This is a genomic window from Priestia sp. SIMBA_032 (genome assembly GCF_046535215.1).
GTDB lineage: Bacteria > Bacillota > Bacilli > Bacillales > Bacillaceae_H > Priestia > Priestia aryabhattai.
Window position 1 is genome coordinate 1 of record NZ_JAWRXD010000394.1, and the last position, 302, is coordinate 302.

1 protein-coding gene is annotated in these 302 nt (G+C 34.1%); it reads left to right on the top strand.

Annotation, left to right across the window (positions count from 1 at the left end):
• The coding region (locus tag SB717_RS34885) for an ATP-binding cassette domain-containing protein (protein ID WP_410907459.1) at positions 1 to 302 on the top strand (302 nt) is incomplete at both ends.

The following is a 302-nucleotide window of genomic DNA, read 5'->3' on the forward strand; positions in this document are numbered from 1 at the left end:
GTAAATATGTTAGAGAGACCAACGTCAGGAACGATTGCAATAGATGATAAAGATATTACATCATTATCGACGAAAGAATTACGCAAACTAAGACAAAGAATCGGAATGATTTTTCAAAGCTTTAATTTATTTAATTCAAGAACAGTATTTGGGAATATTGCTTATCCATTAAAGTTAGCGAAATTGCCAAAGAACGAGATAAAGGAACGAGTGAATGAACTGCTGAAGTTTGTAGGGTTAGAAGATAAAGCAAACTATTATCCAGAACAGCTATCAGGGGGACAAAAGCAACGTGTTGGTAT